This window comes from Thiorhodovibrio litoralis (assembly GCF_033954455.1).
Classification (GTDB): domain Bacteria; phylum Pseudomonadota; class Gammaproteobacteria; order Chromatiales; family Chromatiaceae; genus Thiorhodovibrio; species Thiorhodovibrio litoralis.
Genome location: NZ_CP121473.1, coordinates 642009 through 667541, shown reverse-complemented (window position 1 = coordinate 667541; position 25533 = coordinate 642009). Strand labels below are relative to the sequence as shown.

Annotated in this window: 25 protein-coding genes; 12 read left to right on the top strand and 13 right to left on the bottom strand. The window is 62.8% G+C overall.

Annotated elements, in window-relative coordinates; translation table 11 throughout:
* Positions 1 to 4 precede the first annotated feature (4 nt).
* Both Thiosp_RS03035 and pyrE read right to left on the bottom strand, forming a co-directional pair.
* Entirely contained in the window at positions 5 to 1168 is a 1164-nt protein-coding gene (locus Thiosp_RS03035; RefSeq protein ID WP_201066094.1) for a DUF4124 domain-containing protein, read from the bottom strand.
* Positions 1165 to 1866, bottom strand: a complete 702-nt coding sequence (gene pyrE, locus Thiosp_RS03030; RefSeq protein WP_201066096.1) for an orotate phosphoribosyltransferase — start codon at positions 1864 to 1866, stop codon at positions 1165 to 1167. Before pyrE ends, Thiosp_RS03035 begins: the two co-directional genes overlap by 4 nt.
* Positions 1867 to 2041: 175 nt before the next feature.
* Between pyrE and Thiosp_RS03025 the strand changes: the two genes are divergently transcribed.
* Entirely contained in the window at positions 2042 to 2716 is a 675-nt protein-coding gene (locus Thiosp_RS03025; protein WP_201066098.1) for a sulfite exporter TauE/SafE family protein, read from the top strand.
* A 115-nt stretch (positions 2717 to 2831) separates the two neighbouring features.
* Here Thiosp_RS03025 and Thiosp_RS03020 read toward each other — a convergent pair whose 3' ends face one another.
* The 7 genes from Thiosp_RS03020 to Thiosp_RS02990 form a co-directional block, all read right to left on the bottom strand.
* On the bottom strand, positions 2832 to 3116 hold the full coding sequence (locus Thiosp_RS03020) for a DUF167 family protein (RefSeq protein WP_201066099.1): 285 nt from the start codon (positions 3114 to 3116) through the stop codon (positions 2832 to 2834).
* Between the two features lie 101 nt (positions 3117 to 3217).
* Positions 3218 to 3805: a YggT family protein gene (locus Thiosp_RS03015; protein WP_201066100.1), complete on the bottom strand. Its 588-nt coding sequence runs from the start codon at positions 3803 to 3805 to the stop codon at positions 3218 to 3220.
* A 92-nt stretch (positions 3806 to 3897) separates the two neighbouring features.
* The gene (gene proC / locus Thiosp_RS03010; protein WP_201066101.1) at positions 3898 to 4728 is read right to left on the bottom strand and encodes a pyrroline-5-carboxylate reductase; all 831 of its coding nucleotides are present in this window, start codon (positions 4726 to 4728) and stop codon (positions 3898 to 3900) included.
* A gap of 46 nt (positions 4729 to 4774) precedes the next feature.
* Positions 4775 to 5596, bottom strand: a complete 822-nt coding sequence (locus tag Thiosp_RS03005; RefSeq protein ID WP_201066102.1) for a YggS family pyridoxal phosphate-dependent enzyme — start codon at positions 5594 to 5596, stop codon at positions 4775 to 4777.
* Between the two features lie 25 nt (positions 5597 to 5621).
* Entirely contained in the window at positions 5622 to 6233 is a 612-nt protein-coding gene (rdgB, locus tag Thiosp_RS03000) for an RdgB/HAM1 family non-canonical purine NTP pyrophosphatase (protein ID WP_201066103.1), read from the bottom strand.
* Positions 6234 to 6261: 28 nt separating this feature from the next.
* A complete protein-coding gene (gene rph, locus Thiosp_RS02995) occupies positions 6262 to 6984 on the bottom strand; it encodes a ribonuclease PH (RefSeq protein WP_201066105.1) in 723 nt (240 codons plus the stop codon).
* Between the two features lie 126 nt (positions 6985 to 7110).
* Positions 7111 to 8121, bottom strand: coding sequence for a serine/threonine protein kinase (locus Thiosp_RS02990; protein ID WP_201066107.1), 1011 nt, complete (start codon positions 8119 to 8121; stop codon positions 7111 to 7113).
* A 195-nt stretch (positions 8122 to 8316) separates the two neighbouring features.
* Between Thiosp_RS02990 and Thiosp_RS02985 the strand changes: the two genes are divergently transcribed.
* The 5 genes from Thiosp_RS02985 to Thiosp_RS02965 all read left to right on the top strand — a co-directional run bounded on the left by Thiosp_RS02985 (position 8317) and on the right by Thiosp_RS02965 (position 13742).
* Positions 8317 to 9183 (top strand): YicC/YloC family endoribonuclease, encoded by an 867-nt coding sequence (locus Thiosp_RS02985; RefSeq protein ID WP_201066109.1) that lies wholly within the window; start codon positions 8317 to 8319, stop codon positions 9181 to 9183.
* Positions 9184 to 9379: 196 nt separating this feature from the next.
* Positions 9380 to 10024: a guanylate kinase gene (gene gmk, locus Thiosp_RS02980; protein ID WP_201066169.1), complete on the top strand. Its 645-nt coding sequence runs from the start codon at positions 9380 to 9382 to the stop codon at positions 10022 to 10024.
* A 462-nt stretch (positions 10025 to 10486) separates the two neighbouring features.
* A complete protein-coding gene (gene rpoZ / locus Thiosp_RS02975; RefSeq protein WP_201066111.1) occupies positions 10487 to 10768 on the top strand; it encodes a DNA-directed RNA polymerase subunit omega in 282 nt (93 codons plus the stop codon).
* 96 nt (positions 10769 to 10864) lie between these two features.
* Positions 10865 to 13177, top strand: a complete 2313-nt coding sequence (locus Thiosp_RS02970) for a RelA/SpoT family protein (protein ID WP_242518490.1) — start codon at positions 10865 to 10867, stop codon at positions 13175 to 13177.
* Positions 13178 to 13325: 148 nt separating this feature from the next.
* Positions 13326 to 13742 carry a DUF2384 domain-containing protein gene (locus tag Thiosp_RS02965; protein ID WP_201066113.1) on the top strand — a complete coding sequence of 139 codons (417 nt, stop codon included), beginning with the start codon at positions 13326 to 13328 and terminating at the stop codon, positions 13740 to 13742.
* 137 nt (positions 13743 to 13879) lie between these two features.
* On the opposite strand, the gene galE is transcribed toward Thiosp_RS02965, so the two are convergent.
* The 4 genes from galE to prfB form a co-directional block, all read right to left on the bottom strand.
* Entirely contained in the window at positions 13880 to 14896 is a 1017-nt protein-coding gene (gene galE / locus Thiosp_RS02960) for a UDP-glucose 4-epimerase GalE (RefSeq protein ID WP_201066115.1), read from the bottom strand.
* A 57-nt stretch (positions 14897 to 14953) separates the two neighbouring features.
* Positions 14954 to 15445: a protein YgfX gene (locus tag Thiosp_RS02955; protein WP_201066117.1), complete on the bottom strand. Its 492-nt coding sequence runs from the start codon at positions 15443 to 15445 to the stop codon at positions 14954 to 14956.
* Between the two features lie 66 nt (positions 15446 to 15511).
* Complete coding sequence (gene lysS / locus Thiosp_RS02950; protein WP_201066119.1) at positions 15512 to 17074, bottom strand: lysine--tRNA ligase; 1563 nt, start codon at positions 17072 to 17074, stop codon at positions 15512 to 15514.
* 51 nt (positions 17075 to 17125) lie between these two features.
* Positions 17126 to 18224 (bottom strand): peptide chain release factor 2 gene (gene prfB / locus Thiosp_RS02945; RefSeq protein ID WP_201066121.1). Its coding sequence is split into 2 segments (ribosomal slippage): positions 17126 to 18148 and positions 18150 to 18224, totalling 1098 coding nucleotides; the frame shifts between segments, so codons are not numbered across the junction.
* 191 nt (positions 18225 to 18415) lie between these two features.
* Between prfB and Thiosp_RS02940 the strand changes: the two genes are divergently transcribed.
* The 6 genes from Thiosp_RS02940 to Thiosp_RS02915 all read left to right on the top strand — a co-directional run bounded on the left by Thiosp_RS02940 (position 18416) and on the right by Thiosp_RS02915 (position 25533).
* Entirely contained in the window at positions 18416 to 18796 is a 381-nt protein-coding gene (locus tag Thiosp_RS02940) for a cupin domain-containing protein (protein ID WP_201066124.1), read from the top strand.
* A 230-nt stretch (positions 18797 to 19026) separates the two neighbouring features.
* Complete coding sequence (locus Thiosp_RS02935; protein ID WP_201066126.1) at positions 19027 to 21000, top strand: hypothetical protein; 1974 nt, start codon at positions 19027 to 19029, stop codon at positions 20998 to 21000.
* A gap of 108 nt (positions 21001 to 21108) precedes the next feature.
* Complete coding sequence (mnmG, locus tag Thiosp_RS02930; RefSeq protein WP_201066127.1) at positions 21109 to 23055, top strand: tRNA uridine-5-carboxymethylaminomethyl(34) synthesis enzyme MnmG; 1947 nt, start codon at positions 21109 to 21111, stop codon at positions 23053 to 23055.
* Positions 23055 to 23804: a 16S rRNA (guanine(527)-N(7))-methyltransferase RsmG gene (gene rsmG / locus Thiosp_RS02925; RefSeq protein WP_201066128.1), complete on the top strand. Its 750-nt coding sequence runs from the start codon at positions 23055 to 23057 to the stop codon at positions 23802 to 23804. Before mnmG ends, rsmG begins: the two co-directional genes overlap by 1 nt.
* A gap of 3 nt (positions 23805 to 23807) precedes the next feature.
* Positions 23808 to 24596, top strand: coding sequence for a ParA family protein (locus tag Thiosp_RS02920; protein ID WP_201066129.1), 789 nt, complete (start codon positions 23808 to 23810; stop codon positions 24594 to 24596).
* Positions 24597 to 24612: 16 nt separating this feature from the next.
* Entirely contained in the window at positions 24613 to 25533 is a 921-nt protein-coding gene (locus Thiosp_RS02915) for a ParB/RepB/Spo0J family partition protein (protein WP_201066130.1), read from the top strand.

Here is a 25533-nt window from a genome sequence, read left to right as displayed (position 1 = left end):
ATCGTTATTCAGAGCCGCCAAGCCCCGGTGTGGTCGGCGATGCTTCCGTCGTCTGCGCATCCCGATCAGGCCCCTCGGGAGCGGAAGATTGCGCCGAGTCGGCAGGGGATTCGGCCGCACCGAGAAGCGCTTCCCGAAAGCCCTCCACCACGGCGGCGCGGGCCGGTGTGCGACAGGACAATGCCGTCTGCACATAGTTGCGGCATTGTAAGTCCAGGAACAGCAACGCACCGGCACCCGGGTCCCCCGCGTCGTTGGGAATGCGCGAGAGAATCAGGCCGATGTCGTCGTCATCCTTCGGAGCGGCTGTAATCACGACATTGTTGCTCAGACTCTCGATCGGCTCGGTGGAATTGGTTTCCACATAACCGACCGCCTGCCCCCAGAGCAGATCGCATTCGCGGTCATTGGCACAGGGCACCAGATTCTTAAGCCCCAAAAGGATTTCCGCGCTGCCGTTGTCCGCGACCGGTTCCCGGACATCCTTTAGGCGGCGAAAGCGTTCGAGATCATCGGCGAACTGTTCATAGATGTCCTGTTTGGCAAGCTGATGCTGCAAAATCTGCGCATACTCGCCCTCGATGCTCTCCTTGGTGGATGCGATAGCCTGTTCGGTCCTGCGGTCAACCGGCTTACCCGCCCGTTCGAGGTCCGCGGCATTACTCTGAAATCGGTTGATCTGGTTTTGCAACCGACGCACATTCCCTCTGATCTGCTGGATCATCACATCAATGGCGGCAATCTTGCCGTCGCGCATCATGATCAGATCGTCCGCCGTGCGGTAAGAACGCAGCAGAATCTCATCCTCCCGGCGCTGTTTATCGATCTGCGCCTGCGCCTCCTTGCGTAGCCGCTCAATCTCCTGCTCCTGCATCCATTCCGCGCGCGTCTTGGCGCGCTCGACTTCGCGCACAGGTATCCCTTCATCGGAAAGCTCGGTGCGGGCCTTGTCGCTTGCCTCGGGCGGCAGCCGGTCGGAGAAATGCACCTTGCCGTCATCATCAACCCAGCGGTAGAGCTGACTCGCCGCGGCCGACCAGGCGCACACAAAAAGCCAAACTGCCACAGCCGCGATCGTCATTGCGCGCACCGGAACCAGAGCGCTGCTTGTGGTCACTGCCGTTGAATAGCCGCCGCGGTGACCGGATGAATGCTGCCGAGCGATCATCTTGCTTCTCCGTCTTGGTTGGCACCGTATTGCTGACGATAGCCTTGCATCGCGTCGAGCAGTTCCGGCGTGAACTCGGTATATCCTGGATTTTTCCCCATGAAGTCGATCAGCTCATCGAGCGAGGCGATGCTGATCACCGGCACGCCATGGCGCGTGGCCACCTCATCAGTCGCGGCCAAGCCGCTGCTGCCGCACTCGCGCCGGTCGAGTGCGATCAGCACACCGGCCAATTGAGCGCCTGCGGCATCGATCAGCTCTGCGGATTCGCGCACCGAAGTTCCAGCGGTGATCACATCGTCGATCACCAGCACCCGCCCCTGCAGCGGGCTGCCGACAATCTCCCCGCCCTCACCGTGATCCTTCACCTCCTTGCGGTTGAACGCATAGGGCAGATCGCAACCATGGCCGTCAGCCAGAGCAATGGCCGTTGCGGCGGCAAGGGGTATGCCCTTGTACGCCGGACCGAACAGCATGTCGACCTCATCAAGCTCCGATGCCTGCAGGGCGCTAGCGTAAAATTGCCCTAGCCGCGCCAGCCGCGCACCGGTATTGAACAGCCCCGCGTTGAAAAAGTACGGGCTGCGCCGACCGGACTTGAGCGCGAAATCGCCAAAGCGCAACACGCCGGCCTCGATCGCGAAGCGGACGAACTCCTGTCGAAAATCCGGGCGAAATTCCTGCGGACTTTGCTCCAAGTCAACCTCCGTAAAGATACCCTTGGCAGATGCGTTTTCGGTTCTAGGCCAAAACCCTAGTGATACATGAATGGCATAGGATTTCGGCTTGCTACCATTACGAAATACCTCATGCTCTCGACCTTATAATAGCCATTTCAGGCATTTCCTGCTGCCCGCGACCGGCTCCAACATCATGACAGCATCTTTGACGACCGCATTTCTCGTCGGTCTACTCGGCGGGATTCATTGCCTTGGCATGTGCGGCGGAATTGTCACCAGCCTGACACTGAGCCAACCACGGTTGCAAACGCCTCTTGAGCGCTTACCCACGCAGCTTGGCTACAACCTCGGTCGCCTGCTCGGCTATGGCGTCATCGGCGCGCTCTTTGGCGGGCTTGGCGACTGGATGCTGAGTTATCTCCCACTGGAAGACGCCCAGCGCCTGCTCTATGCCGCGGCCGCCGTGATGATGCTGCTGCTGGGGCTCTACCTCGGGCGCTGGTGGCAGGGACTGGCGACACTCGAGCGTTTTGGCGGGCGCCTGTGGCGTTATATCGAGCCCATCGGCCGGCGCTGGCTGCCGATTCGCCATGCCTGGCAGGCCGTAGCGGTCGGCTTCGTCTGGGCCTGGCTTCCCTGCGGACTGGTCTACAGTGTGCTGATATGGTCGCTCGCAACGGGCAGCGCGGGTGCCGGCGCCCTGCTGATGCTGGCCTTCGGCCTAGGCACCCTGACAAATCTTCTTGGCATGGGATTGCTTGCGGGCGCCGCGGCGCGACTGCTCGAGCGCCCCTGGCTCAGCCAGATCGCTGGCGCCATTGTGATTGGCTTCGCGCTGATGGCCTTCTGGCAGCTTTTTGCCGCCTGATTCCCTATTGCTGCCTCGCCATCATCGCAACCCCAAGCCGCGGTGGATCAAGCTGCCACGCGAATGCGTAAAGCCAATTTTTCGTCAAACCAGCCTGAGGCGCATTGCGTTGGTCTCAGACACGCACAATGCCGGCAGGCAAGTCCCGAGGTGACCTAATCCGCAGGCGCTTGCTGCGGCTATGCTCGCCGCTGAGCAGCGTCACGTCCGCTCGCGACACGCCAAAGTTATCGGCCAGGAAAGCAATCAGTCCTGCATTGGCGCGTCCGTCCACCGGTGGGGCGCGTAGCTTGACCTTGACCGCATCGCCGATCGGATCAGCAAACGCATCGCGACCGGCACGCGGCTGGACCCGCAGGTTCAAAATCAGATCCTCGCCATCCCACCGATACCAGCTCATGCCCTGATCGCGTTCATGCCCGAATCGCGGCAATAGCGCCCCGCACCCTCAGGCACACTCTCTTATCTCGCCCTTTTATCACGCGCCCATATCACACCAGGTCAGACGACCAGAGCCGCCGGAGCCCCGGTCAGCGCGAGCAAGGGCGGCAGCAGCAGCATCTGCAGCAGCACCAGCACGATCATCACCACCATGGGTGACAGATCGATGCCGCCAATCGGCGGCACCAAACGCTGCGCCGGCAGCATCAGCGGATCAGTAATGCGCCCAAGCAGCGAAACAGCCGGGTTGTAAGGGTCGGGATTGACCCAGCTTAGAATCACCCGGATGATGATCGCGAACAAAAAGATATTCAGAACGAGCTTGAGCAACGCTGGAATAGCCCAAAGCGGCGCAAGCCAGGACAGACTCCCAGCACCGACCAGCAGGGCAATCGAAAGCAGCTCAATGGATTTGACAATCCAAGCGACGAGCAAGGACGAGGTATCCATCCCCTTGATACTCGGAACCAGACGACGCACGGGCTGCAGCACCGGGCTGGTCATCTTGACCACGAACTGCGAAATCGGGTTATAAAAATCCGCCCGCGCCCACTGCAGCAGAAACCGCAGCACCAGCAGCGTGGCATAAATGCCAAGCAGCGTCTTGATCAAGAACACCAGCGGGTTGGTGAAGTAGGATGCGCCCATGGCAAGGCCTCCGGCAGATAATTCGTGGGTGATTGGTTAGCGGCGCGGGTCGCAGCCGCGCCTGAGCAAACAGCGATGCAACCGAGAGCTGTTCAGTCGGCGCGCTGCATCTCCTGAGACAGTTCAGCAGCCCGCGTCCGCGCAGCGGCGATAGCCTGATCGACCAGCGAGGTAAACCCCCCGTCTTCCAAATGCGTGATGGCACGCTCCGTGGTACCGCCAGGTGAGGTGACCCGGGCGCGCAGCTCGGCTGGTGACTCATCACTCTCCATGGCCAGACGCGCGGCACCGAGCGCGGTTTGAATGGTCAGCAAACGCGCGGCCTCGGCGTCCAGTCCCTGGTGGATACCGGCTTGCTCCATCGCTTCCATCAACAGCAGAAAATAGGCCGGCCCGCTGCCTGAAAGCGCAGTCACCGCGTCAATGTCGGCCTCGCTATCCACCCACTGCGTGAGCCCACCGGCGCGCAAGATCTCCTCGGCAAGATTGCGCTCCTCGGCACTGGCTTGCGCATTGGCAAAAAGCCCGATGGCGCCCGACTGGACCAGCGCCGGCGTATTGGGCATGGCGCGCACCAGGGCAACCGGACGGCCCAGCCACTTCTGGATGCTGGCCTCAGGCACGCCGGCCATCACGGAAATCACCAACGGCGTCTCGGCCGGGAGCGCCGGCGCCAGCGCGCGGCAAACCTCGGCGGCAACCTGCGGCTTAATGCTCAGCACGACCACGCGCGCGCCCTGCAGCACCGCTTGGGTATCAGCACTCGCCAGAACGCCGAAATGACGCGCAAGCTGCTCGCATTTGGTGGCATCAGGCTCGGCGACACGAATGGCGGCCGGATCGTGATCATCAGCGACCAGCCCGGCAATCAGGCTGCGCGCCATGTTGCCACCACCGATAAAAGCAATGGGTGTCTTGGACATGAATCTTGAACGCTCGGTTTGGTCTTTATCAGAATGAAAGAAATTCTCAGGCTTGGGCCCGCTCGCCAAACAATGCGGTCCCGATGCGCACCATTGTAGCGCCCTCGGCAATGGCGGCTTCAAGATCCTGAGACATTCCCATCGACAGCATGGGCAGCGCCAATCCTTCGCCTGAGTAATGATCGCGCAACGCCCGCAGGGCCGCGAAAGGGCGACGTTGAGCGGCGAAATCCGCGGCTGGCGCGGGCAGGGTCATCAATCCCTCAAGTCGCAACCCGTCCATGCTCACGACCTCGCGCAGCAATTCCTCAAGCGCGTCGGGCGCCACCCCGGCCTTAGATGCCTCGCCGCTCAAATTGACCTGCAGGCAGACATGCAGCGGTCCTCGCGCTGCCGGGCGTTGCGCGGCGAGTCGTCGCGCGTGCTCCACACTGAAGAGTCCATGCACCCAGTCAAAGTGCTCGGCGATCAGGCGGGTCTTGTTCGACTGAACCCGACCGATGAAATGCCATTGGATCGCCTGGCGGATATCCTGACCCGCAGGGTTCGGCCCAGAAACTTCCGCTCCGGCCACCTCGGGGCCAGCACTTTCCGAGCCAGCGAATTCTCGCCCAGCACCTTCCGGTCCTGGCCCTTCCAACTCGGCGAGAGCCTGCTGTTTGTCGATGCCTTCCTGTGCATAGCTCTCGCCGAAGGCGCGCAGACCCGCAGCCCGCGCCGCTATGATCTTGTCAAGCGGCTGCCGCTTGCTAACGGCAAGCAGGCGCACGCTGCCCGGCTCACGCCCGAAACGCTGCTCGGCAGTGTCAATCCGAGCCTGCACGGCCTGGATGCGCTCAGCGATCTCGCTATGATTGACTTTACTCATGGGCTGATCACACAGGATTCATCGCTCACGCAAGCCCGTCGGTCAAGGCGAGCACCAGTTTCGACAACGCCTGCCCACGGTGGCTCAGTGCATTCTTGGTACCCGCATCAAGCTCAGCGGCGCTGCGGTTCTGCCCCGGCACCCAGAACAAGGGGTCATAACCAAAGCCCTTGTCACCGCGTGGCTCGGTCAGAATCCGTCCCTCCCAAGTCCCCTGACAGATCACCGGTGTCGGATCTTCGGCATGGCGCAAGTAGACCACCAGGCACTGAAAGCGCGCCTGACGGTGTCCTTGCGGAATATCGGTCATGGCCTCAAGCAACTTGGCACAGTTGGCGCCGTCGTCGGCCTGCTCACCCGCATAGCGGGCTGAGCGAATACCGGGCGCGCCATTGAGGGCATCCACTTCGAGGCCGGAATCGTCAGCGATGGCCGGCAAACCGCTGCCCGCGGCGGCATGGCGCGCTTTGAGAATCGCATTCTCGACAAAGGTCAGGCCGGTTTCTTCGACACTGGCGATGCTGAATTCCTGCTGTGCATAAAGCCGCACATCAGCCGGCTGCAGGAGCTGCTCGAGCTCACGCAGCTTGCCGGCATTGTTGCTGGCAAGCACGACAGCATGTTGATGCTCAGTCATGACCGCATGCGCTCGTTTTGGTTGAACATCAAGCCGCCGGCTGCAGCGCCGCGCGCTGGAGGTGGAAAATTTCATCGATTCCACCGCTGGCCAGATCCAGCAGGGCATTTAGCTCGCTGCGACTGAAAGCGCGGCCTTCCGCCGTACCCTGCACCTCGATCAGGCCGCCATCGGCATTCATGACCACGTTCATGTCGGCCTCAGCATTCGAGTCCTCGGCATAGTCCAGGTCCAGCACCGGCGTGCCCTGGTAGAGCCCCACCGAGACCGCCGCGACCTGCGCCTGCAGCGGTGATTCGGCCAGGGCTCCGCTTGCAATCAGCGCGTCGATCGCATCGCGCAGGGCGACCCAGGCGCCGCTGATGGCCGCCGTGCGGGTGCCGCCATCGGCCTGGAGCACATCGCAGTCGAGCGTGATGGTGCGCTCGCCCAAGGCAGTGAGATCCATAGCGGCCCGCAAGGAACGCCCGATCAGCCGCTGTATCTCGAGCGTGCGCCCGCCCTGGCGCCCGCGCGCGGCTTCGCGGTCAATGCGCTCGGAGGTGCTGCCGGGCAGCATGCCATATTCGCCGGTCAGCCAGCCGCTGTTGCGACCGCGCAGAAACGGCGGCACCCGCTCGGAAATGCTGGCGGTGCAGAGCACCCGGGTGTCGCCACACTCAACCAGCACCGAACCGGCCGCATGCCGGGTGAAATGACGGACGAAGCGGACCGGTCGCAGTTCATCGGAGCGGCGGGCAGATGGTCGCATGCTGAAAAACTCCTGGGGGTTTGATCGGGTGCGGTTGCAATCGAGCGGGTACGCTTGACCGCGCCTTCGGTCCAGACACATCAGCGACCAACCGCAGGCCAGAGGTACTGGTTCAGAGGTACTAGTTCAGAGGTCCTGGGTCAGCATCGAGCTCGGGGCACCAATGCGCAAACCAGTGGTAGACGTGGCGATGTCGCCGCCCGCTTGGAACGAGGGGAGGAGCTCGCGCATGGTTGACTTCGGCAGCGCATAGTCCTGACTTTGCAACACGGTCAGCAGTTCGCTGGCATCCTGCGGGCGCTTCTCAGGCTCAAGCTCCATGGTCCAGTCGATCGCCTCAAGCAGCGAGGCAGGATAGCGGTCTTTCATTACCTCCGCCAGGGGCACCATGATATCGTTCTCGACCCGCTCAGGCGATGGCTGCGGCGTCTTGGCCTCGATACACGAGCGCATGGAGGCGCCGATGGCATAAACATCCGTCCAGGGGCCGATGTTGCCGCTACTCGAGTATTGCTCCGGCGGCGAATAGCCGGCGGTGATCACCTGCCCGCCAATGCTGCGCCCGGAGGACATCACCTGCACCGCGCCAAGGTCCAGCATCAGCGGGTCATGCCCGTGACGCAGATGGATGTTGCCGGGCTTGATGTCCAGATGCAGCATGCTGCGCGCGTGGATCAGCATCAGCGCATCGAGCAGAGGCAGAAAAATGCGCAGCAGCAGCGTGGTACTCAAGGCGCCGCCGCGCTCGTGGACAAACTGCGCCAGATTGCGCCCGCGCTCATGCTGCATGACCAGATAACCGGTGCCATGCGCCAGGAACAGACCATGCACGCCAACAATGTTCGGATGCCGCAGCGCCGCCATCGCCTTGGCCTCCTGAAAGAACAGGCGCAAACTGCGGATCATGCTGACACGGCTGTTCTCATCGACTGGCTCCACCCATTTGTTTTCCAGGCGCCGAGCGATCTTTTTTGGCATAAACTCCTTGATGACCGCCTCGTCGCCCGTTTCATCGTCCTTGGCGAGATAAATCAGGCTGAATCCGCCCTTGCCGATGGTGCGCACGATGCGGAAGCAGTCGATATAGGTACCGGGTTCGAGGGTGTCCCGGTTTGGAGCTGGAGTTGGCGCTGCCATGAGCGATGTTTTCCGCCGATAATAAAGAACACGGGCAAGCAGCCGGACGCTGACGCGGCCATGCCCGGCATCGGCCGGGCGCTGTCTGGTATATCATAGACCTTAGCGCATCCGGGCGGCAGCCCCAAGCAATTCCAGACACCCATGGCCGCTAAGACGCGACCAAAAACGCCGGCAATGATCTAAACCCTTGCAATGATCAAGAGCATGACCGCCTTCGCCCGCCACCAAGAGCGCGGCGCCTTCGGCGAGCTGAGTTGGGAAATCCGCTCGGTCAATCACCGTTTTCTCGAGCCCAACCTGCGTCTGCCCGAGGAGCTGCGTGGGCTCGACCCCGGCGTGCGCGAGCGACTGTCCGCGCGCCTTGCCCGCGGCAAAATCGACTGCACGCTCAAGTATTCGCCGTCCGCGGGCACCGGCGGAGAACTGCACATCAATGAGCCGCTGCTTGCGCAAGTGCTCGACGCCGCCGCACGGATCGCCACCCGCACCGGCGAAACGCGCGCGCCATCGGTCATGGACCTGCTACGCTGGCCGGGCATGCTCGAGGAGCCCGAGCCGGATCTCGACAGCCTCAATGCCGCCGCGCTCGCCCTTTTCGATACCGCCCTGACCGAACTCCTCGCCGCGCGCGAGCGCGAAGGCACGCGCCTTCGCGCGCTGATCGAGCAGCGCTGCGAGCGTCTGACGACACTGGTCGGCGAGGTACGCGCGCGCATGCCACAATTACTCGATGAGATGCGGGCGCGCATCAGTGAGCGCCTGGCGGAGATCCGCGGCGAGCTCGACCCGAGCCGCATCGAGCAGGAAATGGTGCTGCTGGCCCAGCGCTGCGATGTCGACGAGGAAATGGACCGCCTGAGCGGCCACATCGACGAAGTGCGCACGACCCTTGCCGGCGAGAGTCCGGTCGGCCGCCGGCTGGATTTCCTGATGCAGGAGCTCAACCGCGAGGCCAATACCCTAGGGTCGAAATCCACCGATGCCGCCGTGACCCGCATCGCGGTCGACATCAAGGTGCTGATCGAGCAGATGCGCGAGCAGATTCAAAATCTGGAATGACACGGAGCCTTGGCGTGAATCACAGCGACTTTTATTCTCCAGGGAGGGCGAGAGCGTGAGCGCTAACATCAGCGACCACCCCGCAAACAACATGCCGGGAACCACGACCATGAATCCCGGGTTGGACAGGCGTGGAAACTCCGATCGCAGACAGACTGACAGACGTGATGACAGCAACGGCAACGACACCCGGGGCATGCTGTTTGTCGTCTCGGCCCCATCCGGTGCCGGCAAGACCAGCCTGGTGCGCACCCTGCTGAACGGGCATCCCAAATTGCGTCTGTCGGTCTCCTACACCACCCGCTCGCCGCGCGAGGGCGAGGTCGACGGCGAGCATTATCATTTTGTCAGCCGCGAGACCTTCGAGCGCATGGTGCTCGAGAACGCCTTCGTGGAATACGCCCATGTCTTCGACAATGCCTATGGTACCGCGCGCGAGACCCTGCGCCAGGCGCTCGATGCCGGCCAGGACGTGCTGCTTGAGATCGACTGGCAGGGCGCGCGCCAGGTGCGGGAGCATTTCCCCGAGGCCGTTTCTATTTTCATCCTCCCGCCATCGCTGAAGGAGCTCGAGCAACGCCTGCGCAACCGCGGGCAGGACAGCGAGGAGATCATCAACCGGCGCATGGCCGAGGCCCGCAGCGAGCTCTCCCACTACGGCGAATACGACTACCTGATCGTCAACGACCGCTTCGAGGCCGCGCTGGCCGAGCTGCGCGCCCTGGTGTGTGCCTTCGGTCTGCGCCGCGCCAACCAGCAGCAAAAGCTCGGCGGCACACTCGGCGCCATGCTCGATGGCGACGCCAAAGCCGACATGGGCAACAGCGACCAGCCTGCTTAAGACTCACAGCCAACCACTGTAGCGAATAGCCCCGTCTGATCCACGGCAAAACGCCTGGCCCAGCCAGATCCGGCCAGCCCAGTCAGCCAGGCCCAGCCAGGCCCAGTCAGACCCGAAAGGCTGGGCCGGGCGATGAGTTCTTGCAATTTCACAGATAGCAGGGACTTTTCTCTACTTTCCTGCGGAAAATCCTTATCGAACTAGCAAAAGTTTGCTATTTTCGGAAGTACTCATGTTATATCTCGGCGGTTAGTCGCTAACCGCTTCATTCTTAAATTTTTGCCATCACAAATCAGTTTCCGGTTTTGGCCCGGGTGACGGGCGCGGGGGTGTTCGATCGCAGGGATGCGATCGCAAGCCTACAAGGATGTATTCACGGCGTCCCCCGCGACCGTGACCCGGGCCAAAACAAGCCCAAACACTATGTGATTCACGCATAAGACACCTTAGGAAAAATAACCAATGGCCCGTATTACCGTTCAAGACTGCCTTGAGCACGTCGACAATCGATTCGAGCTCGTTATTCTCGCGACCAAGCGTGCGCGACAGCTAAGCAACGGCGTTGAGCCCTTTCTGCCATGGGCCAAGGACAAGTCCACCGTGCTCGCGCTGCGGGAAATTGCCAGTGGTCATATCAACTCGGCACAGATCGAGGAGCACGCGAGCGAACCAGAAGAAATCACAAAATCGCTGGAAGAAGCCCTGGCGGAAGAATTGGCCGCCTCGGTGGCGAAAGATATCTGAGCGCAGCGCGAAACCTTGTCCATGCAGCGCAAAAGATCCCCAACCGCATATCGCCGCGGGCACGCGCCCGGCGGCGGATAGAACGGACGCGGTCAAATGAGCGAGAGCGCGCTTGCCGATGCCGTGACCGGGCTTCTTGGGCACGCGCGCGCTCGGGACCCGCTCCCTGCCGCTGCCGAAGGCACCCCCACGGCGCAAGTGCCGCCCCAACAGGGCATACAGCATCCCCCTCAGGATTCCACCACGGATCTCACCCAACAGCAGGACGATTGCAAACCCAACAAGCGCTTTTTGATCAGCGATCTATGCAAACAGCTTGAGAGCTATCTGCCGCGCGAGCAGATCAGCGAAGTCTATCGGGCCTACTTGTTCAGTGCCGAAGCGCACGAGGGACAAGCCCGCACCAGTGGGGAGCCCTATATCTTCCACCCCATCGCAGTCGCGCGCATCCTTGCCGACCTGCAGATGGACCACAAATGCCTGATGGCGGCCATCTTGCACGATGTGGTGGAGGATACCGAGACCGAAAAGGAGCACATCGCCGAGGTCTTCGACGACGAGATCGCCGAGCTGGTCGATGGCGTCAGCAAGCTCACTCAGATCACCTTCAAGACCGACGCCGAGAAGGAAGCCGCCAACTTCAGCAAGATGATGCTAGCGATGACGCGCGACATCCGCGTCATCCTCGTCAAGCTCGCCGACCGCTTGCACAACATGCGCACCATGGGGGTGATGCCACCGCACAAGCGCCGGCGTAAGTCGCGCGAGACGCTCGACATCTACGCCCCCATCGCCAACCGCTTAGGGATCAACAGTATTCGCCTGGCGCTGGAGGAGTTCGGCTTCAGCCACCTGTGGCCCTGGCGGCATTTCGTACTCGACAACGCGGTGCGACAAGTGCGCTGCGGTCATCATGAGATGATCGCCAGCGTCGAGAGCGCCATCCGCCGGCGCCTCGAGCAGCAGGGCATCGCCGCCGAGGTGGTTGGCCGCGAGAAGCACCTCTACAGCATCTATTGCAAGATGCGCGACGAAGGCAAATCCTTTCGCGATCTGGTCGATGTCTTCGCCTTTCGTGTCATTGTCGATTCCATCGACACCTGCTACCGGGTTTTAGGCCAGGTTCACAATCTCTACAAACCGGTGCCGGGGCGGTTCAAGGACTATATCGCCATCCCCAAGTCGAACGGCTACCAGTCGATCCATACCGTACTTTTTGGCCCTCAGGGCGTGAAGATCGAGATTCAGATTCGCAGCACCGACATGCACCGAGTGGCCGAATCGGGCATTGCCTCCCACTGGCTCTACAAGACCGGCGGCGAGCACGGCAAAACGCCTGCCCTGGCGAGCGACTGGCTACAAAACCTGCTCGAACTGCAGCGCGACTCGGGCGACCCGAAAGAGTTTCTTGAGCATGTGAAGATCGACCTGTTCCCGGACGATGTCTACGTGTTCACCCCCAACGGGGAGATCAAAGTCCTGCCGCGCGGCGCCACGGCGATCGACTTCGCCTACGCCATCCATTCCGACATCGGCAACACCGGCGTCTATGCGGTGATCGACCGCCGACCGGTGCCGATCAACTCCGTGCTGCGCAGCGGCCAGACGGTCGAGATTTCGACCATACCCAGCGCGACACCCAAAACGCATTGGCTCAAATTTGTCGTCACCGGCAAGGCACGCGCCAATATCCGCAGCTTTCTCAAGAACATGCAGCAGCGTGAGGCGGCGCGGCTGGGGCGTGATCTGGTCAACAATGAGCTCACCAACCTCGGGCTTAGCCTGGATGAGATTTGCGAGGAGCGCATCGCCACCTATGCGGCGCAGACCGATGCCGTCTCACCCGAGGCGATGTTCGCCGACGTCGGCCTAGGCAACCGCATGCCCATGCTGGTGGCGCGGCGACTGGCCAGCGCCGAGCACTCGGAGCCCTCCACGGCGACCACCAGCGACACCATTGCGAGCCAACAGCTCGCGATTCTGGGCACGGAAGGCATGGTGATGACCTTCCCCCGCTGCTGCCGGCCGATTCCCGGCGATCACATCGCGGGCCTGTTCAATCCCGGCAAGGGCATCGTCGTGCATCGCCTGGAATGCCGCAACCTGGGCGATTACCACGCCAAGCGCGGCCACTGGATTGACCTGCAGTGGGGGGAGACGCCGAGCGGCGATTTCATCACCGAGATTCGCATCGAGGTCGAAGACCAACGCGGCGCCTTGGCCAGCATCGCGACGGCCATCGCCGAGTCCGGTTCCGACATCGCCAATATCCAGTCGAAAGAAAAAGCCGGCGGAGCCTCCACCCTCGACTTCCAGATCAAGGTACAGAGTCGCGGCCACCTCGCCCGCATCCTGCGGCGTCTGCGCCAGATCCCACTGGTCCTGCGCATTACACGCTTATGTCGCTAACGGCCCCAACGTGCGGCTTTGTCCTGCCAGCGCTAATTCCGACTTGCATACTAGGTTTTTTACCCGCATCATGGCGTTAAAGGTGCGCTAGCCGAGGCTGGCGCGGTGATCGATTGAAAACCAAGCGCATTACGCCGGGATTGAGACCATGACCACGCTAACACTCGATGAACGCCTGCTAATGACCCGCCGCACAATGAGCCTGCTTGAGACATGGGGCCTGGCTGCCAGCGACATCATGCACATCCTGCGCCTGCCCGCGAGCGTAAAGGCACGCAACATCTCGCGCTTCCGCGACGAGGAGCCCTTCCCGGATGATCCAACCGTTAACCGTCGGGTCAGCTATCTGCTGCGGATTGAAGAAGCCCTGCACACCTACTTTCCCCGCAACCCCGAGATGCGCAACATGTGGGTGAAGCGCGGCAACAGGCAGTTCGGCAAAAAGGCCCCGGTGGCGGTGATGGTTGAAGACGGAGAAAGCGGCATGATCTCAGTGCTGTCGCATCTCGACTGCACCTTCGCCTGGGACCTGACCGGTTCCAAGGTGGAATCCAAAGCCGCCTGAAAAGGTTCAGACTGGCGGGACTGTGCTGCGCCGGGTAACGAGCGCGGGGGACGACGTGAACCCTTCCCTGGGGGCTTGACGACAGCATCCCTGCTGTCAACACCCCCGCGCTCGTTACCCGCCCCAGCACCCAAGGGTTAACCGGCCACATACCCTTGGGGGTTTTGACTCTGCCAGCGCCAGTGGTCGGTGGTCATCTCTGACATTCCCCGCTGCGCCTGCCATCCCAGCTCACGCTGGGCCTTGCCGGGGTCGGCATAGCAGCTTGCTACGTCGCCTGGGCGGCGCGGGTGGATGCGGTAGTTGAGCTCCCGTCCGCAGGCCTGCTCAAAGGCCTTGAGCACCTCAAGCACAGAATAGCCCTGGCCGGTTCCGAGATTAAACACCCGCACCCCGGGGCTCGCGGCGTCCTCCCGCAGCGCGGCCACATGCCCAAGCGCAAGATCCACCACATGGATGTAGTCACGCACGCCTGTACCATCCACCGTCGGGTAGTCGTTGCCAAACACCCGCAGCTCGGGCAGCTCGCCGATAGCGACCTTGGCAATATAGGGCATCAGGTTATTCGGAATGCCATTCGGGTCTTCACCGATCAGGCCGCTTGCATGGGCGCCAACCGGGTTGAAATAGCGCAACAGCGTCACCTGCCAACGCGCATCGGCGGCAGCCAGATCACGCAGGATGTCCTCGATCATCAATTTGGTGCGCCCGTAAGGATTGGTGGTCGAAAGCGGGGACTCCTCGACGATGGGAAGCCTTTGCGGATCACCATAGACGGTCGCCGAAGAGCTGAAGACCAGCCGCCGCACGCCGGCACCATCCATCGCGCGACACAGATTCAGCGTCCCGATCACATTGTTGTCGTAGTAGAGCAACGGTTGTTCGGTCGACTCGCCAACCGCTTTCAGGCCGGCAAAATGCACCACGGCATCGAATGCATGCTGCTTGAACACCTGCTCAAGAGCCGGCAAATCGCGCAAATCTAGGCGATGGAATGCAAAGTCCCGACCACTAATACGGCGCACCCGCTCAAGCGCTTCTTCCTTGCTGTTACAGAGGTTATCCACCACCACAGGTTCATGCCCAGCCGCCAGTAGCTCAACCAGCGTGTGACTGCCGATGTAACCGGCACCGCCGGTGACCAGAATTTTCATAGCGCGTCTCCTCCCAAGGCAACACTCACCAAGCCAACACTCACCAAGCCTACACCCTTAGCGATCCACCTTGCTGTGCGGACCATTGACGCGCAAACCAGCACGTAAATCGGCACGCAAGCGACGCATTGGCTCGGCATCCAAGCTGTCCGGGGCAAGGGTTAGCGACAGCCGACGCCAGCGGCCAAGGGCGAAATTCAGCACCATCAGGCGCTGACCGACAAAGCTCGAGCCAAGCAGACGCGCATGCACGGTCTCCCCACTACCGAGCACCAACTCCCAAGCATCCGGGTGGCTGACGGCCTCCATGATCGACCAGTGCATCCGCCGCCACAAGTGGTTCGCGAAGATCAAGGCAGCGGACCCGCCAACCAGCGCGACCAAACCGAGGCGGACGCTCCAAGACAATGGTGGGGGCAACGGCGGGGACAGCGGCACAACCGTCACCAGCGCCAAGGCACCAAAATGCACGAGCGCCCAATAAATCAGCAGTTGCCGTGACCAGACCGGACGCAGCTGCAATGGGGGGAGATCAACGCTCGACTGCATCGCCGATCACCAGCGGGCGGCGGCGAGGTCTCGAGGCATCAGCCGAACTCCTTGGGACAGATGGCGCTAGGCTGGGCTCTCTGGGACGGCATTAACCGAAGTCTCGCCCGACATCTCCGCCGCGGTCGCGATGGGCCGCATGTGCGGAAACAGCAGCACGTCGCGAATGGAAGCAGAGTCGGTCAGCAACATCACCAAACGGTCGATGCCGATGCCCTCCCCTGCCGTTGGCGGCATGCCATGCTCGAGCGCGCAGATGTAGTCGGCATCGAAGTGCATGGCTTCCAGATCGCCGGCATCCTTGTCCTCGACCTGCCGGCGGAAGCGCTCAGCCTGGTCCTCGGCATCGTTCAGCTCCGAGAAGCCATTGGCGATCTCGCGTCCGCCAACAAAAAACTCGAAGCGGTCGGTGACGAAGGGGTTTTGATCATTGCGACGCGCGAGCGGCGAGACCTCAAGCGGATATTCGGTGATGAAGGTCGGCTCCATCAGCCGCGACTCGACCGTCTTCTCGAAGATCTCGATCTGCACCTTGCCGAGGCCGTAGCTGTCTTTCACCGGGATGCCCAAGCGCTCGGCGAGCGCGCGCGCCGCGGCGAGCTCATCGAGGTCGGACGCGCTAAGCTCCGGATTAAAGGCCAGGATGGACTCGCGCACCGTCAGGCGCTGGAAGGACTTGGCCAGGTCGTAGGTCTCGCCCTGATAGCTCAGTTCGGTACCGCCGAGCACCTGCTGCACCAGCTGGCGCAGCAGGTCTTCGGTCAGGTCCATCAGGTCATGGTAGTCGGCATAGGCCTGATAGAACTCAAGCATGGTGAACTCGGGGTTGTGCCTGGTCGAAAGCCCCTCGTTGCGGAAATTCCGGTTGATTTCATAGACGCGCTCGAAACCGCCGACCACCAGCCGCTTGAGGTAGAGCTCTGGCGCAATGCGCAGGAACAGCTGCATGTCGAGCGCGTTATGGTGGGTTACGAAGGGCCGCGCCAGCGCACCGCCGGGAATGGCCTGCATCATGGGCGTCTCAACCTCGAGATAACCCAACCCATTGAGATACTCGCGGATGAACTGAACCACCCCGGTGCGCACGCGAAAGGTCGTGCGGGTAGCGTCGTTCATGATCAGATCGAGATAGCGCTGGCGATAGCGGGTCTCGGTATCCGCCAGGCCATGGAACTTCTCCGGCAACGCGCGCAGGGATTTGGTCAGCAGGTGCAGCCCGTCGACCTTCACCGACAGCTCGCCGGTCTTGGTCTTGAACAACACCCCCTCGGCGCCGCAGATGTCGCCGATGTCCAGTTCTTTCTTGAACCAAGCATAGGCCTCTTCGCCGACGCGGTCGCGCTGCACGAATAGCTGCATCTTGCCGGACATGTCCTGCAGATGCGCGAAGCTCGCCTTGCCCATCACCCGCCGGCTCATGACCCGACCGGCCAGCTTCACGCGCACGCCAAGCTGCTCGAGCTCTGTATCGCTCTTGCTGTTGTATTCCGCCAGCAGTTCGCCGGCCATGGCGTTGCGGCGAAAGTCGTTCGGAAAGGCCACACCCTGCTCGCGAATGCGCGTGAGCTTCTCGCGTCGCTGGGCGATAAGCTTATGTTCGTCAATATCGGGCGATGTCGGATTGGACATTGGATGTTTTGCGGATAATTTTTTGCTGGTGGTTTTGCTATCAATTCGCTTCTACAGGCCGCTTTTCAGGCTGGCTTCGATGAAAGGATCAAGCCCACCATCGAGCACCGCCTGGGTGTTTCCGGTCTCGATATTGGTGCGCAAGTCCTTGATGCGCGACTGATCAAGCACATAGGAGCGAATCTGACTGCCCCAGCCGATGTCGGACTTGGTCTCCTCCAACGCCTGCTGATCGGCGCTGCGCTTTTTCATTTCCAGCTCATAGAGCTTTGCTTTGAGCTGTTTCATCGCCTGGTCTTTGTTCTTGTGCTGCGAGCGATCATTCTGACACTGCACCACCACCCCGGTCGGGTTGTGGGTGATGCGCACGGCCGATTCGGTCCGGTTGACGTGCTGACCGCCAGCGCCAGAGGCACGGTAGACGTCGATGCGCAGATCTGCCGGGTTAATGTCGATCTCCACCGAGTCGTCCACCTCGGGCGCGACAAAGACCGCGGCAAAAGACGTATGCCGGCGGTTACCGGAGTCGAACGGCGACTTGCGCACCAGCCGATGCACGCCAGTCTCGGTGCGCAACCAGCCGAACGCATAGTCGCCCTGCACCGCGATGGTGGCCGACTTGATGCCGGCCACCTCGCCGGGGGAATATTCCGTCAGCTCGGTCTTGAACTCATGCGCCTCGCACCAGCGCAAATACATGCGCAACAGCATCTCGGCCCAATCCTGTGCCTCCGTACCACCGGAGCCGGCTTGGATATCGACGAAGGCGTTGCTCGCGTCCATTTGCCCCGAGAACATGCGCTGAAACTCGAGCTTGGCGACGTGCGCTTCGTAGCCGTCGAGGTCAGCGACCACGGCATCGACGGTATCGGTGTCTTCCTCTGCCACCGCCAGCGCGAGCAGATCATCGGCGTCATCAAGCCCGGCGCGCAACTCGCGCAGCCCAATGACCACGTTCTCGAGCATCGCGCGCTCGCGCCCAAGCTTCTGCGCGCGCTCCGGGTCATTCCACAAATCCGGCTCCTCAAGCTCGCGCATCACCTCCGTTAGGCGTTCATCCTTGCCAGCATAGTCAAAGATACCCCCAGAGGGACTCCAAGCGTCCCCTCAAATCGCCAAGACGAGCGCGAATCGGGCTGATATCCTGCATGGTCTTCTCCGCATCGGGCAAAGCCGTCAAGTATATACCGAAACCATGCGGGATTCCGACCGAGCGAGCAAGGATCTCCTGCTCGTCGATGCGCTATACTTGGGCCTCGGGCTCAGATCGGGCTCAGATCAGGGTCAAGACCCGAACGCCCGCGCCAACAGGAATCATTCGCACCCGGGAGACATTCATCCGTGACCGCCAGCAGTCAACCGATCATCCATCGCCCGGACGAGGCCGAGACCTATCCCACCAGCGAGCGCTGCGACATCCTGGAAAGCTGGAACCGGGATGATGACCCGGCGCTGTCGATTGCGCGCGCTACTGTTGATGTGGGCGTCACCACCCGCTGGCATCGTCTGGAACAAACAGTCGAGCGCTACCTGATCCTGCAGGGCCGGGGCCGCGTGCATGTCGGCGAGCTCGAACCCACGCAGGTTGATCCAGGGGATGTGGTGTTCATCCCGCCCGACTGCCCGCAGCGTATCGAGAACATCGGCGACCAGCCGCTGGTCTTTCTCGCCATCTGCAACCCGCGCTTTCAGGCAGAACGCTACATCGAGCTTGAAGACTGAAAAGCCCGCCGTCATCCCTCCCGCCAGGCGCGAATCTCGCCCGTCATTCTGACAAATCCCAAGACCTGTGACTCGAATCACAGGCATGCGCCCAGCACCACGTTAGACTCGCCAGTAAGAGACTCTGGAAGCATCGTCCCCGGAGCAGCTTTCCATGCTCCATCCCTCGGAGTCTGCTCTCAAGCCCGGGGACCGAGAATGCTTCTTGAACATGATTGCGGGAGGCCGTCGTGCTTACAGCCCAGACTACCGATGCGGCCTGCATTGCCGAGCGCGATATGCTCGCCTGCTTGCGCGCGGGCCTTGAAACACCCAGCCAATGGCGCGCCCCGCGACTGCTGCGAGCCAGCTCGCTGCGGCTGATCAAGGGCGACCGGCCCGAACAGGACTCCCTGCCGGGAATCCTCGGCGAGTTGCAGAACAGCAATCGCAGCCGCATTGCGGCCGCCCAGCGACTCGAAGAAGCCGAGGCGATCAGCGAAAATCTGTGGTCGGAAGCCGACATGCTGCTCACCCAGCAGACCCGCGACCGTCGCGGCTTGCCGGAACGCCCGGTGCAGGCCAGCAAGCTCGATCAACTCAACGGCTGCATCGTGGAGTTGATCAACGCCTATCATCTGGCGCTGGCCGACGCCTATGCCGCGCGCCAGAACGCGACCGACAGAGCCCTGCTGCAGGTAAGCGGACTGCGCATCCTTGAGTGGACCTGGCGCGAGGCGGAACTGCACCGTCTGCGCTATCAGCCGCTTCCCGGAGCTTCCTGGCAGCGCGCGAATCGGGTGTTTTTTGCCCTGGCGGCCGCGAATATCCCTGACAAGCCGCTCAAGGCCCAAACCGCGCCAGACTTCCTGACCGGCGTCGATGGCAACTGCACCCGTTCGCAACTTTACCTGAACCTCCAGGCGCTTGGGCTGTTCGACGTCTATAGCTGGGCCAAGAACACCCAGGGCTTCATTGCGCGCTACTGCGCCTCGGTGCCAGAGGCCGTCAAGCTCGTCTCGTGTGCGAACAGTGCGCAGGGCACGCCCGACAGCCCCGCTCAGATCAAAGGTATCCAGACCCAGCCCGGGCAGCCTGAGAGCGTTCAACGACGTTTCATCCATGCCGATCACGCCGGTCCTCCGAGCGCCAAAGCCCCCGAGGGCAAGACGGCTGTCGTCGCATTCGACTACAGCAACCTCGCCATGGCCGTTCGCGCCGATCAGCAAGTCTTCTTCCGTCGCGATCCGGGCGGCACACGCTCGCCCGAGCGCTTGCTGCCGCTGCCCTTGGCGTCACGCCGCCCGAGTATCCGTCTGCTCGCCCGCGACATCGACAATGGCGACATCGACCACTACCCGGAGCAGCCGCGGGAGCAGCCCGAGGCGCTGTACCTGAACGCCGGCATGGCGACCATTCGTGCCCTGCTGCATCAGGTCTTCTCGCGCTTCCCGCATTCGCATTCACCCAGCACCGTCCCGCGCGCCAGACGCCACCCCTTGGAGCAGCCAAGCAACCTGCGAACCAATGGCGACGCCTGGCAGCTAGTGCGTCAGAGCGCGCGCCTATGGCGCATTCAGGACCCGAGCTCGCAGTCGAGCACCGCCTTGAACGTTGGCAGCCTGGTCGCCTTCGGCAACGGCAAGCCGGGCCTCGCACGCCCGCGACTCGGCCGCGTTGCGCGCATTCTGCGCAGCAACCATGCCCTGCAGATCGACTTGCTCGAGCTGGCCAGCTTTGCGGTGCCGGTTTCGGTCAAGCCGGTCCAGGACACGCTGCTCAACAGCAGCTCCATGAGTTCCAACAGCCCGGTCGCCGACACCCAAGGCCATAGCGAAAACCCGGCAGACAAGGAACTGCTTTCGCCTTCAAGCGCCCCAGAGTCTGAATCCTCGCGCGAGAACGCAGTGCGCGCGTTATTGGTCTATGACGAAGATTTCGGCTGGGGACTGATGACACCACCGCAGCAGCAGGTTCACGAAGGCGATCCGATCGCAATTCGCACCAATCGCATGAGTATCGAGTCGAAACTCCGCAGCGTTCGGGACGCCACCCAGGACTTCCTACTGTTCCAGATCAACCCGCACGACCCGCAACTGGGCGTTCCCAACTACCCGCGCGCGCACAAGATGCGTCGGCGCAGCACCAGCCCGCACTCGCCGATGGCGCCGCCGGCAGACAGCCGCCGCCCAGCCGATTCCGCGCCCCGCCCGCCGCGTTTCTGAGCCCGCTGTCGCCTGCGCGAATCCGCGCATCACCGACAGCATTCGGCTAGACTCTCGCCATGCGCCCACTCGGGCGAGGGCGAGTTTTTTGCATCCAGGCGGGCATTCATGCGGGCAACCCAAGACTATGACGTCATCGTGATCGGCGGCGGTCACGCCGGCACCGAGGCTGCGCTGGCCGCGGCGCGCCTTGGCGCGCGCACCCTGCTGCTCACCCACAACATCGAAACCCTGGGGCAGATGAGCTGCAATCCGGCCATTGGCGGCATCGGCAAGGGGCATCTGGTCAAGGAGATCGACGCCCTGGGCGGGCTGATGGCGCGCGCGGCCGATGCCGCCGGCATTCAGTTTCGCATTTTGAACAGCCGCAAGGGCCCCGCGGTGCGTGCCACCCGCGCCCAGGCCGACCGCCTGCTCTACAAAGCCGCCGTGCGCCGCGCACTGGAGCACCAGCCGGGGCTCGACCTGTTTCAGCAGGCGGCTGACGATCTGATCCTGGATGGCGAGGGCGAGGGTGCGCAAGTCACCGGCGTGCGCACCCAGATGGGGCTTGAGTTCCGCGCCCGCACCCTGGTGCTCACAGTCGGCACCTTTCTCGGCGGGCGCATTCACATCGGGCTATCTAATTACCGCGGCGGACGCGCCGGCGACCCGCCCGCGCTGGCACTGGCTGAGCGCCTGCGCGCCCTGCCGCTGCGTGTCGAACGGCTAAAAACCGGCACCCCGCCGCGCATCGCCGCGCGCAGTATCGACTTCAGCCAACTCGCAGAGCAGCCGGGCGACACCCCGGTGCCGGTCTTTTCCTACCTAGGCTCCCCGGCCGATCATCCGCGTCAGGTCAGTTGCCATATCGCTCGCACCACCGAGCGCACGCACGAGATCATCCGCGCCGGCATCTCACGCTCGCCGCTGTTCAGCGGCGTGATCGAAGGCATCGGGCCGCGCTACTGCCCGTCGATCGAGGACAAAGTCTTTCGCTTTGCCGACAAGGCCTCACACCAGATTTTTATCGAGCCCGAGGGGCTGGACAGCGACGAAATCTACCCCAACGGCATCTCCACCAGCCTGCCATTCGACGTGCAGGAGGCCCTGGTGCGCTCCATCCCGGGCTTGGAGCACGCGCACATCACCCGCCCCGGTTATGCCATCGAGTACGACTTCTTCGACCCGCGTGACCTGCTGCCCTCGCTTGAGACCAAGCCCATCCGCGGGCTGTTCTTCGCCGGTCAGATCAATGGCACCACAGGCTATGAGGAAGCCGCCGCTCAGGGGCTGCTGGCCGGGCTGAACGCGGCGCGCCAGGTGCGTGGGCTCGAGCCCTGGTGTCCGCGACGCGATCAGGCCTACCTCGGCGTGATGATTGATGATCTCATCACTCGCGGCACCAATGAGCCCTACCGCATGTTCACCAGCCGCGCCGAGTATCGCCTGCAATTGCGCGAAGACAACGCCGACCTGCGCCTGACCGAGCTCGGGCGGGAATTCGGCCTGGTCGATGAGACGCGCTGGCAGGCGTTCGACACCAAGCGCGAGGCCATCACCCGCGAGCAGCAACGCCTGCGCGACACCTGGGTGCGCCCCGGCAGTCCCGCAGCCGAGGCGCTCACCGCGCATCTGGGCGAGCCGCCGAAACGCGAAGCACGCGCGCTCGAGTTGCTCGCCCGCCCGCAGCTCGACTATGCCCGCCTGACCGCCGTCGAGGGCATCGGCTCGGGCGTTGCGGACCCCGCCGTGTCCGAGCAGATCGAGATCCAGGCCAAGTACGCCGGCTATCTCGAGCGCCAGCGCGCCGAGATCGAACGCCAGCAGGCGCAGGAGCACCAACCACTGTCGCTCGATTTCGATTTCGACCGGGTGCGCGGACTCTCGACCGAGGTCCTGGAGAAACTCAAGGCAACGCGCCCGACCACTCTAGGTCAGGCCGCGCGTATTCCGGGCGTTACACCGGCGGCCGTGTCCCTGCTGCTGATTCACCTCAAGCGCATCCAGGCGAGCGGAGAGCTGAGCACGGGTCGTAATGGCGCCGCCCAACCTGCGGCACGCCGCAGCGCCTGATGCGTGCATCGCTGCGTCTTGCCCTGCGCGAGCGGCTCGATCAGGGCCTGGCGCAGCTCGGCGACCCGCTGGCGGCTCCCCTCGCTGAACCCAACGGCACCTCGCTTGGCCATGCTGCCGCCGAGCTCAGTGATGCTCAACGCAATGCGCTGCTCGACTACATCGACCTGCTGGCGCATTGGAACAGCCGCTACAATCTCACCGCGGTGCGCGATCCGCTGGAGATGATCGGCCGCCATCTGCTCGACAGCCTGGCCGCGCTCGGTGCGTTCGACGCATCCCCGGTACTCGACTTTGGCACGGGTGCCGGTTTACCCGGCATTCCGCTCGCCATCGCACGCCCGGAACTGCAATTCGTGCTGCTTGACAGCATCGGAAAAAAAACCCGTTTCGTGCGCCAGGCCGCGGCCAGCTTGGAGCTTGGCAATGTCTGCGTCGTGCAAGCGCGCTTTGAGTCATACCAGCCGGAGCAAAAATTCGCTACCATAACGGCTCGTGCGCTTGCGCCGCTCGACGCACTCTGGTCCAGCAGCGCTCATCTGCGCCAACCAGACGGAGTCCTGCTCGCATACAAAGGTCGCCGGCCGGATGACGAAATCGCCGCGCTATCAGCCATTGGAGCCAAAACCGGGACCACCGCTGAGGCCACAACCGGAACCACAATGGGCGCGCGGGTGACAGTCACCCGGCTCGAGGTGCCCTTTGTACCGGGCGAGCGCCATTTGATCCGCATCGACGGAAGCCCTTGAATTATGGCCAGAATCATTGCGATCGCTAACCAAAAAGGCGGGGTCGGCAAGACCACCACCGCCGTGAATCTAGCGGCATCCCTGGCGTCGCTCGGAAGCCGTGTGCTGCTGATCGACATGGACCCGCAGGGCAACGCCACCATGGGTTGCGGGGTGGACAAAAACAGCCTGGAGCTCACCGGCTGCGATCTGCTCCTGAGCGATGCCGAGTTCGGCGCCTGCCGGGTCAGGGTCGAGGAGCCCGCGCCCGGCTTCGATCTGTTGCCATCCAATGGCGACATGACCGCCGCCGAAGTGGGCCTGATGAATACCGACGCCCGCGAGCGCAGCCTGTCAGAGGTCATCGCCGCCGTCGCTGACGCCTATGAACTCATCCTGATCGACTGTCCGCCGTCGCTCAACATGCTGACGCTCAATGCGCTGGTCGCCGCGCACGGCGTCCTGATCCCAATACAGTGCGAATACTACGCGCTCGAAGGGCTCTCCGCGCTGATCGACACCATCCGCCAGATTCAGGACAGCCGCAACCCGGGGCTGAAGATCGAAGGCATCCTGCGCACCATGCACGACCCGCGCAATAATCTGGCCAATCAAGTGTCCACCCAGTTGATTGAGCATTTCAACAAACAGGTGTATACCACCATCATTCCGCGCAATGTGCGCCTGGCCGAGGCACCCAGCCACGGCCTGCCGGTGCTGCTCTATGACGGCAGCTCGCGCGGCTCGATCGCCTACCAGGCACTGGCCGGCGAGGTCCTTGGCCGAGCCGGTCGCACCGCGGACGCCGCCTAAGAGTAAGCTCCCACGCATGAGTACAAAACGCAAAGGACTCGGACGCGGCCTGGATGCCCTGCTCGGCAGCGGCAGCACCGCAACCGGTGTTGCATCCAACACCAGCAGCGACACCCAGAACACCACACATGAATCGCCCACCACGGCGCATCCGAGCGAGGCCGTCACCGAGCTCGGCGTCGAGCACATCCGCCGCGGGCGCTACCAGCCGCGACGCGAATTCGACCCCGACAGCCTGAGCGAGTTAGCCGATTCCATCGCCGCCCAGGGCGTGCTTCAGCCCATCGTGGTGCGCAGGCTCGATGACGGCGACTACGAAATCGTCGCCGGCGAGCGCCGCTGGCGCGCCACCCAACAGGCGGGCTTGGCAAAAATCCCGGTGGTGGTGCGTGATGTCGATGAAAAAACCGCGCTCGCCATCGCGCTGATCGAAAACATCCAGCGCGACGACCTGCACCCACTCGAGGAAGCCAGCGCCCTGCACCGCCTGGCCGAGGAATTCAGCCTGACCCACCAGCAGGTCGCAGAGGCCGTCGGCAAGTCCCGCACCACGGTGACCAACCTGCTGCGCCTGCTGGAGCTTGAGCCCGACACCAAGACCTACCTCGACCAGCGCCAGCTCGAGATGGGCCATGCCCGCGCCCTGCTCGGGCTCAAAGGCCGCAACCAGAGCGACGCCGCGGACCAGGTCGTGCGCCGCGGTCTTTCGGTGCGCGATACCGAAAAACTGGTGCGCCGCTGGCAAAACGAGGAAACCGAAGACGGCCAGAAGGAAAAGCCCCCGCTCGACCCCGACATCCGCCGACTGCAAGACGACCTCGCCGACCGCCTCGGCGCCCGCGTCGCCATCAAGCACGGCACCGCCGGCTCCGGCAAGCTGGTCATCGGCTACAACAACCTCGACGAGCTCGACGGGATTTTGGCGCATATTCAGTGA

Coding starts and splice junctions, on each gene's coding strand:
- Thiosp_RS02970 (WP_242518490.1), top strand. CDS start 10,865: ATGAGCGAGAGCGCGCTTGCCGATGCCGTGACCGGGCTTCTTGGGCAC.
- Thiosp_RS03025 (WP_201066098.1), top strand. CDS start 2,042: ATGACAGCATCTTTGACGACCGCATTTCTCGTCGGTCTACTCGGCGGG.
- rph (WP_201066105.1), bottom strand. CDS start 6,984: ATGCGACCATCTGCCCGCCGCTCCGATGAACTGCGACCGGTCCGCTTC.
- rpoZ (WP_201066111.1), top strand. CDS start 10,487: ATGGCCCGTATTACCGTTCAAGACTGCCTTGAGCACGTCGACAATCGA.
- Thiosp_RS02990 (WP_201066107.1), bottom strand. CDS start 8,121: ATGGCAGCGCCAACTCCAGCTCCAAACCGGGACACCCTCGAACCCGGT.
- Thiosp_RS03020 (WP_201066099.1), bottom strand. CDS start 3,116: ATGAGCTGGTATCGGTGGGATGGCGAGGATCTGATTTTGAACCTGCGG.
- rsmG (WP_201066128.1), top strand. CDS start 23,055: ATGCGTGCATCGCTGCGTCTTGCCCTGCGCGAGCGGCTCGATCAGGGC.
- proC (WP_201066101.1), bottom strand. CDS start 4,728: ATGTCCAAGACACCCATTGCTTTTATCGGTGGTGGCAACATGGCGCGC.
- rdgB (WP_201066103.1), bottom strand. CDS start 6,233: ATGACTGAGCATCAACATGCTGTCGTGCTTGCCAGCAACAATGCCGGC.
- galE (WP_201066115.1), bottom strand. CDS start 14,896: ATGAAAATTCTGGTCACCGGCGGTGCCGGTTACATCGGCAGTCACACG.
- Thiosp_RS02915 (WP_201066130.1), top strand. CDS start 24,613: ATGAGTACAAAACGCAAAGGACTCGGACGCGGCCTGGATGCCCTGCTC.
- Thiosp_RS02955 (WP_201066117.1), bottom strand. CDS start 15,445: ATGCAGTCGAGCGTTGATCTCCCCCCATTGCAGCTGCGTCCGGTCTGG.
- gmk (WP_201066169.1), top strand. CDS start 9,380: ATGCTGTTTGTCGTCTCGGCCCCATCCGGTGCCGGCAAGACCAGCCTG.
- Thiosp_RS02965 (WP_201066113.1), top strand. CDS start 13,326: ATGACCACGCTAACACTCGATGAACGCCTGCTAATGACCCGCCGCACA.
- Thiosp_RS03035 (WP_201066094.1), bottom strand. CDS start 1,168: ATGATCGCTCGGCAGCATTCATCCGGTCACCGCGGCGGCTATTCAACG.
- Thiosp_RS03005 (WP_201066102.1), bottom strand. CDS start 5,596: ATGAGTAAAGTCAATCATAGCGAGATCGCTGAGCGCATCCAGGCCGTG.
- Thiosp_RS02920 (WP_201066129.1), top strand. CDS start 23,808: ATGGCCAGAATCATTGCGATCGCTAACCAAAAAGGCGGGGTCGGCAAG.
- Thiosp_RS02985 (WP_201066109.1), top strand. CDS start 8,317: ATGATCAAGAGCATGACCGCCTTCGCCCGCCACCAAGAGCGCGGCGCC.
- Thiosp_RS03015 (WP_201066100.1), bottom strand. CDS start 3,805: ATGGGCGCATCCTACTTCACCAACCCGCTGGTGTTCTTGATCAAGACG.
- mnmG (WP_201066127.1), top strand. CDS start 21,109: ATGCGGGCAACCCAAGACTATGACGTCATCGTGATCGGCGGCGGTCAC.
- lysS (WP_201066119.1), bottom strand. CDS start 17,074: ATGTCCAATCCGACATCGCCCGATATTGACGAACATAAGCTTATCGCC.